Below are 240 nucleotides of genomic sequence, written 5' to 3'. Positions count from 1 at the left end.
CTCGCTGCGCGGGCTGCCCCAGCCCAACCCGATACGGTACCCCAGCAGGTGCCCGCCGGCCACGCTGGCGACGGCCACCCGCCCGCCGCAGCACCGGCTGAGCGAGAGTACGGCCACGAACCAGCGGAACCAATCACGGCCGCGCGGGGCGGTCCGGTTGGCTACCCGGGCGATCGGGACCGGGCCGGAACCGTTCTGCAGCGAGCCGTTCCCGGTCGCGATGCGGCGCCGCTTGCCGAG

At 75.4% G+C, this 240-nt stretch carries 1 pseudogene; it reads right to left on the bottom strand.

Annotated features, from left to right (window positions below):
• Window positions 1-240: pseudogene (locus ACQG3P_RS22810) on the bottom strand (RIP metalloprotease RseP); the annotation flags it as partial.

Source organism: Stenotrophomonas sp. SrG (assembly GCF_050031795.1).
GTDB lineage: Bacteria > Pseudomonadota > Gammaproteobacteria > Xanthomonadales > Xanthomonadaceae > Stenotrophomonas > Stenotrophomonas rhizophila_A.
This window is presented reverse-complemented; position numbering and strand designations above follow the sequence as displayed.